The following is a 1,589-nucleotide window of genomic DNA, read 5'->3' on the forward strand; positions in this document are numbered from 1 at the left end:
CTTCCGCTTCGGAACAGCCACGGCTATGTCTCCTGTGGATCTTCCCCGCTGGCGCGGGGTGCCTTCGTTTGCTTGTCCTGCGTCTCCCGGCCGCCCGGCCGGGCGCTGCCGGCGAACTCCCGCAGCGCCGCCCACCGGATGTCGACGGCCTCGTCGTGCCCGTGGTCCGGGTCCTCCGCGAGCGGCGTGCCGCACTCGGGGCACAGGCCCGGGCAGTCCTCGCGGCACACCGGCTGCAACGGCAGCGCGAGCACCACCGCGTCCCGCAGCACCGGCTCCAGGTCGAAGAAATCTCCCTGGAGCGACGGCGTCTCCTCGTCCCCCTCCTCGTCGGCGGGGACGGCCGGACGGCGGGCGGGGCCGTCGGCGTCGGGGTAGCGGAACATCTCCTGGAACTCCGCCTCGCCCTCGCGGGCCAGGGGCTCCAGACACCTTACGCACTCCCCCGCGAGCGGCGCACGGACGGTGCCGGTGACCAGCACGCCCTCCATGACCGACTCCATGCGGAGGTCCACCTCAAGACGCGCTCCGGCCGGAACGCCGATGACCTCGGTGCCGAGGTCGGCCGGGGCCGGGGCCGTCCGGGAGACCCGCTTGAGCGCACCCGGACGCCGCCCCAGCTCGCGTGTGTCGAACACGAGGGGGGCTCGGTGATCCAGCGGGGCGTTCAGGGGACTTCGCTCTCTCACGGTGGCTGCGGGAAGGCCGCGCACGTCGGCCCCTCGGTGGCGGGGCCGGGCGGGGCAGCCGCGATCACGAATCGTGGCGCGACCGAATGGCCAGCATACTTCACCGGCCGCCGGGCACCCAATCGGCGGCGGGCGGGCGGAGGTCCGGTCCCCGCGCGGGGCGGGGACCGGCGGCGTTCAGCCCTGTTGGCCCTGTTGGTGGTACCGGCGCAGCTGCTCGGCGTCGATCATGCCGGTGTCGAACAGGCTGGTCTCGTCCAGCACCGCCGGGGAGGAGTAGCCGTAGGAGGGCTGGGACTGCGGCTGGGGCTGCTGCGGGGCGTAGGGGTCCTGTGGGTAGCCGTAGCCGTCGCCCGGGTACCCCTGCTGCTGCGGGTAGCCGCCGTTGTCGTAGCCGCCCGCGGGGGCCTGGCCGTACGCCGGGGCCTGCTCGTAGCCGGCCGTGGCGTAGGGGGAGGCGGGCTCGTAGGCGGCCGGGAGCGCGGGGGCGGCGGGCAGGGCCGGGGCCGGCTCGGGCTCGCTGCCCGGCTGCGGGACGCCGAGGTAGTCGTAGGTGTCCTGCTCGGCGCCGGGCTCGGCGTAGGCGTCGGCGGGGCGCCCGCCGTCCGCGGCGGCCAGGGCCTCCTGGGCGGCGACGTGCTCGGCCAGCTCGTCCACGGGCTGGTGCCCGGTGAGCTTCTGCCGGCCGCGGCCGACCGCCTCCAGGGTCTTGCGCAGCACCGCCTCGATGGCGCCGAACTGGGCGTCCACGTAGGCGTCGGCGCGCTCCAGCAGCTCCTGCGGATCGCCCCGGTCGGGGCCGATCAGCTTGGCCCGGCCGCGCTCCACCGAACCGATGGTCTTGCCGAGGACCACCTCGAAGTTCGCCAGCTTGCTGTCCACGTAGTCGTCGGCCTCGGC

1 protein-coding gene and 1 pseudogene are annotated in these 1,589 nt (G+C 75.1%); both read right to left on the bottom strand.

Annotation, left to right across the window (positions count from 1 at the left end):
- Positions 1–23: 23 nt before the first annotated feature.
- Positions 24–638 (bottom strand): YceD family protein, encoded by a 615-nt coding sequence (locus tag D7231_RS34575; RefSeq protein WP_120760303.1) that lies wholly within the window; start codon positions 636–638, stop codon positions 24–26.
- 228 nt (positions 639–866) lie between these two features.
- A pseudogene (locus D7231_RS36715) lies at positions 867–1,589 on the bottom strand (cell division initiation protein); the annotation flags it as partial.

The organism is Streptomyces klenkii, from assembly GCF_003626645.1.
Classification (GTDB): Bacteria; Actinomycetota; Actinomycetes; order Streptomycetales; family Streptomycetaceae; genus Streptomyces; species Streptomyces klenkii.